Raw genomic sequence first — 4,542 nt, forward strand, 5'->3', positions numbered from 1 at the left:
TTCTCGAACGGACCGTCATTGAGGCCGGCCATCACCGCATTGGCGATGTTGCCGACGCCCGACTGCAGGGGCAGCAGGTCCTTCGGCAGCCGACCCTTGCGGACTTCGTGCTGGAAGAATTCGAGGATGTGGCCGGCGATCAGGCGCGAGTTCTCGTCGGGCGCCGAGAACGCCGAATTGCGGTCCGGGCTATGGGTCTCGACGATCGCGATGACCTTGTCGAGATCGCAGCGCAGGTATGGCTCGCCGATGCGGTCGGCCGGCGTCACGATCGGGATCGGCTTGCGGTGCGGCGGCAGCTGCGTGCCGTAATAGATGTCGTGCATCCCTTCGAGGTGGGCGCTCTGCCAGGAATTCACCTCGAGGATGATGCGGTCGGCCTGATCCAGCCAGGTCTTGTTGTTGCCGACCGATGACGAGGGTATCAGCCGCCCGTCCTCCAGGATGCCGGCGACCTCGACCACGGCGATGTCGAGCTTGCCGAGGAAGCCCGACCATACGAACTGCGCGACGTGCGACAGGTGGATGTCGATGTATTCCATCTCGCCGGCGTTGATGCGCTTGCGGCAGGTCGGATCGGACTGGTAGGGCAGGCGCATCTCGATGCCGTCGACCATCGCGAGCGCACCGTCAAGCTCGGGCGCGGTCGATGCGCCGGTCCACACGCCGATCTTGAAATGCTTGCCGTTGAGGTTGGCGTCCATGATGCGCTTGGCGAGTGCGGACGGCACCGCCTTCGGGTAGCCGGCGCCGGTAAAGCCGCTCATGCCGACATTGACGCCGGACGGGATCAGGCTCGCGGCCTCCTCGGCGGACATGATCCGGTTACGAAGCGCGGCACAGTGGATGCGGTTTTCTCTGCTCATGGAACGACGACTCCTGCTTGGGAGACGAGGCCTCCCCGATCACGACAAAAAAAGCGCCCGCACGTGCGGGCGCAATCGCACGACACCAACGTGCAGGAGACATGGATGCTGCATCCGGAAAACCGGAGGCCGCGCGTCATCGGATGACCGACGACGCGCGCTCCGATCGATCGAAGACCCCGGCGACGACAGGAGGGAGGAGGTTGCCGGGCACCCGTATCGGATGCGCTGCGCAGTCTATTCGGGGCTTTACGGACCGACAAACGACGATTTATGATCCAACAAATTAGCCCTGCTTAACCATGAGGCCATGCGTTACCGCCTCCCCCACCTTCCGCTGCTGCGCACCTTCGAGGCCGCCGCACGCCACTTGAGCTTCAAGAAGGCCGCGGCCGAGCTGTGCGTGACGCCGGCCGCCATCAGCCAGCAGATCAAGGCGCTCGAAGCCGAACTGGGCGTCGCCCTCTTCCACCGCATGACGCGCGCGCTGGCCTTGACCGAACAGGGCCGCGCGATGCTGCCGAAGATCCGCGAAGGCTTCGACAGCTTCGCCGCGGCAATCGAAGAGGCCCGGCAGGCACCGGCAAACCGCCAGCTCACCGTCACCGCGCCGCCGTCTTTCGCCGGGCACTGGCTGCTGCCGCGCCTGCCCGATTTCACGCATCGGCATCCTGAAGTCTCGCTGCGTCTGTCGAGCACACCCGACACCGTCGACCGCCGTGGCGAGGCCGCGATGCTCAAGCGCCTGGACGCCGACCTGCGCGCCGGCCGCAGCGAAGTCGCGATCCTCTATGGGCGCGGCGACTACGCCGGCTACGTCGTCGACCGGCTGTTCTCGCCTGATTACGTCCCGGTGTGCGCGCCGGCGCTGATCCGCGACAGCGCGCCGCTGCATGCACCGGTCGATCTCGCCCGCCATGTGCTGATCCACGACGAGACGCTCGATGAGGGCAACCGCGGTCAGGTCAACGCGGGCTGGACGCAATGGCTGGCGCGCGCCGGAGCGCTCGGCGTCGATCCGCAGCACGGCCTGCGCTTCGCCAACGCCGCGCTCTCGCTCGAAGCCGCGCTGGCCGGGCACGGGGTCGCCCTCGCGCCGCGGCCCCTGGTCGAGACGCGCGTCGCCGCGGGCAGTCTCGTGATCCCCTTCGACGTTTCGCTGCCCTCACCCTTCGCCTATTATCTCGTCATGCACGAGGCGATCGCGCAACAGGCGGCCGTCAACGCCTTCCGCTCCTGGCTCGCGGCCGAAGCCGTCGCCCCGCCCCACCCCTCCGGAGAATCCGATCGATGAAGGCCATCGTCACCGGCCATAGCCGCGGCCTCGGCGCCGCGATTGCCGACGAACTGCTTGCGCGGGACATTCCCGTCCTCGCGCTGGCACGCAGTGCGAACCCCATCCTGACTCAACGCCACGGCGCCCGATGCGTCCAGGTGGACGTCGACCTCGCCGACAGCGCCGCCTTCGCCGCCTGGCTCGCCGCGGACCGGCTGCGCGAATTTCTGGCCGACAGCGGCGAGGTCCTGCTCGTCAATAACGCCGGTACGCTGCAGCCGACCGGTCCGCTTGCGGCGCACGACGTCGCTGCCATCGCCCGCGCGATCTCGTTGAACGTCGCGGCCCCGCTGATGCTCGCCGCCGCAGTCGTCACCGCCAGCCCGCAGGCCAGGGAGCGGCGCATTATGCACATCTCGAGCGGCGCCGCGCGCAGCGCCTACGCGGGCTGGAGCGTGTATTGCGCATCGAAGGCGGCGCTCGACCAACACGCCCGCGCGGTCGCACTCGATCGCAGCCCGGGCGTGCGCATCTGCAGCCTCGCGCCGGGCGTCATCGACACGGGAATGCAGGCCGAAATCCGCGCGACGCCGGAGGAGAATTTTCCGCTGCGCGCCCGCTTCGAGGCGCTGAAGCGCGACGGCGCGCTGCAGACGCCCGAGGAGTGCGCGCGCCGCGTCGTCGACTACCTCCTCGGCATCCAATTCGGCGAGCATCCCGTCGCCGATCTGCGCGAACTCGGCTTCTGAGCTTCGAAACCCTCCACGGAGATCCGCCATGCTGATGACCACGACCCCGACCTTCGAAGGCCGCCCGATCCGCGCTTACCACGGCGTCGTGACCGGCGAAGCGATCATCGGTGCGAACTTCCTGAAGGACATGTTCGCGGCGGTGCGCGACTTCGTCGGCGGACGCGCGGGCGCCTACGAGAAGACGCTGCGCTCAGCGCGCGAGACCGCCTTCGCCGAACTCGCGGAAGCCGCGGGCAAGCTTGGCGCCAATGCGGTCGTCGCGATCGACATCGACTACGAAGTGCTGGGCGAAACGAACGGCATGCTGATGGTCGCCGTCAGCGGCACGGCCGTGACGCTGTGACGCATGTCCAGGTCGCATGTGTGGTCTTGACGCACACATCGGCGACCCCCACAATCGGGGACGAAGCAGCAATGACGATCGCCTTACCTGCGGTCGTCGGAACACGGTGAAAGCGAAGCTTGATTCCGTGGCGGGCCCGCCGCTGTAACCGGGGACGGCTGTCGCAGGGATGACGAACTCGTTTCGTTCATCCGGCCACTGACGGGGACTACCCTGTCGGGAAGGCGCGACGGTCCGGCTGATCCGGGAGCCAGAAGACCTGCTGCCTCGAATGAAAAATGTGCCGGACCCATGGCAAGGGTTCCGCTGTCCATGCTGGATGCATGGCGGCGGAGCCCTTTTTGTTTTTCTGCGATTGCAAACGAGGAGATTCACATGAGCAAGACCATCGCCCCCCAAGCCGTCCCCGCCGCTGCCCAGGCCGCCGTCAATACCGCCAAGCCCGCGATCATCGCCACCCGCCGCCGCTGCGAAGCCGACGGCGTGGGCCTGTCGCACTACATCCTGATGGATCGCAAGGCCAAGTGATGAACGCCGCAGTCATCGAGAAACCCCTGGCGCCCTCAGCGGGCCGCTACGCCAACTCGGGCTGCGGCCCGAGTCTCGTGCCGCTCGACATCGGCCACGCCGACTGCGTGGCGGTGACCGACCCGGCGACCGCCTTCTGGGCGCTCGTGCGCAAGGACCAACTCGCCGCGAGCCTCGGCGAAGGCGAGCTGCTTCGCACTTACCGCGAACGGGCCGACGACTTCGCGCGCGAGCTGCACGCGCTGCGCTTCGAACTGAAGCCCTCGGCGGTCTACGTGAACCCGACCGAGCGCTGCAATCTCAACTGCACCTATTGCTACATCCCCGAAGGCATGCGCCGTTCGGGCCAGCACATGGCGACCGACCGTCTCGTCGACGCGCTGGCGCGGCTGAAGGATTACTTCGCCACCGTGATGCCCGCGGGGCGCAAGCCGCGCATCATCTTCCACGGTGCGGAACCCTTGATGAACCAGTCGGCGCTTTTCGAAGCGGTCGACCAGTTCAAGGACGACTACGTCTTCGGCGTGCAGACCAACGCGACGCTGCTCGACGACAAGGCGATCGCCTTCCTCGCCGAACGCAACGTCAGCATCGGCCTGTCGCTCGACGGCCCGCTCGCGCAGACGACCGACGCGACACGCCTGACCTTCAGCGGCAGCAGCGTGCACGACAAGGTGCTGCGCGCGATGGATGCGCTGAAGGGCTACGCGTCGTGGAGCGTGATCGCGACCTGCACCGAGAAGAACCTGGACCAGCTGGTGCCGCTCGTCGATCTCT

The 4,542-nt window shown here is 67.2% G+C and carries 5 protein-coding genes, 1 pseudogene and 1 riboswitch; of the genes and pseudogenes, 5 read left to right on the forward strand and 1 reads right to left on the reverse strand.

Features of this window, described 5'->3' with window-relative positions:
* Positions 1-866: pseudogene (locus tag VJ673_RS00375) on the reverse strand (propionyl-CoA--succinate CoA transferase); the annotation flags it as partial.
* Between the two features lie 310 nt (positions 867-1,176).
* On the opposite strand from VJ673_RS00375, the gene gcvA reads away from it, so the two are divergent.
* The 5 genes from gcvA to VJ673_RS00400 form a co-directional block, all read left to right on the forward strand.
* Positions 1,177-2,160, forward strand: a complete 984-nt coding sequence (gene gcvA / locus VJ673_RS00380) for a transcriptional regulator GcvA (RefSeq protein ID WP_324124022.1) — start codon at positions 1,177-1,179, stop codon at positions 2,158-2,160.
* Complete coding sequence (locus tag VJ673_RS00385; RefSeq protein WP_324124023.1) at positions 2,157-2,891, forward strand: SDR family oxidoreductase; 735 nt, start codon at positions 2,157-2,159, stop codon at positions 2,889-2,891. Before gcvA ends, VJ673_RS00385 begins: the two co-directional genes overlap by 4 nt.
* A 28-nt stretch (positions 2,892-2,919) precedes the next feature.
* Positions 2,920-3,237, forward strand: coding sequence for a heavy metal-binding domain-containing protein (locus VJ673_RS00390; RefSeq protein WP_324124024.1), 318 nt, complete (start codon positions 2,920-2,922; stop codon positions 3,235-3,237).
* A gap of 98 nt (positions 3,238-3,335) precedes the next feature.
* Positions 3,336-3,496: riboswitch (cobalamin riboswitch) on the forward strand.
* Positions 3,497-3,612: 116 nt separating this feature from the next.
* Positions 3,613-3,765 carry a modified peptide precursor CbpA gene (cbpA, locus tag VJ673_RS00395; protein ID WP_324124025.1) on the forward strand — a complete coding sequence of 51 codons (153 nt, stop codon included), beginning with the start codon at positions 3,613-3,615 and terminating at the stop codon, positions 3,763-3,765.
* On the forward strand, positions 3,765-4,542 hold a 778-nt coding region (locus VJ673_RS00400; protein ID WP_324124026.1), incomplete at its 3' end, for a radical SAM protein. The genes cbpA and VJ673_RS00400, both read left to right, overlap by 1 nt.

The sequence above is a fragment of the Aromatoleum sp. genome (assembly GCF_035254505.1).
GTDB lineage: Bacteria > Pseudomonadota > Gammaproteobacteria > Burkholderiales > Rhodocyclaceae > Aromatoleum.

Excerpts from the sequence above, each read along its gene's own strand:
- gcvA (WP_324124022.1), top strand. The coding sequence starts at position 1,177 with ATGCGTTACCGCCTCCCCCACCTTCCGCTGCTGCGCACCTTCGAGGCC.
- VJ673_RS00385 (WP_324124023.1), top strand. The coding sequence starts at position 2,157 with ATGAAGGCCATCGTCACCGGCCATAGCCGCGGCCTCGGCGCCGCGATT.
- VJ673_RS00390 (WP_324124024.1), top strand. The coding sequence starts at position 2,920 with ATGCTGATGACCACGACCCCGACCTTCGAAGGCCGCCCGATCCGCGCT.
- cbpA (WP_324124025.1), top strand. The coding sequence starts at position 3,613 with ATGAGCAAGACCATCGCCCCCCAAGCCGTCCCCGCCGCTGCCCAGGCC.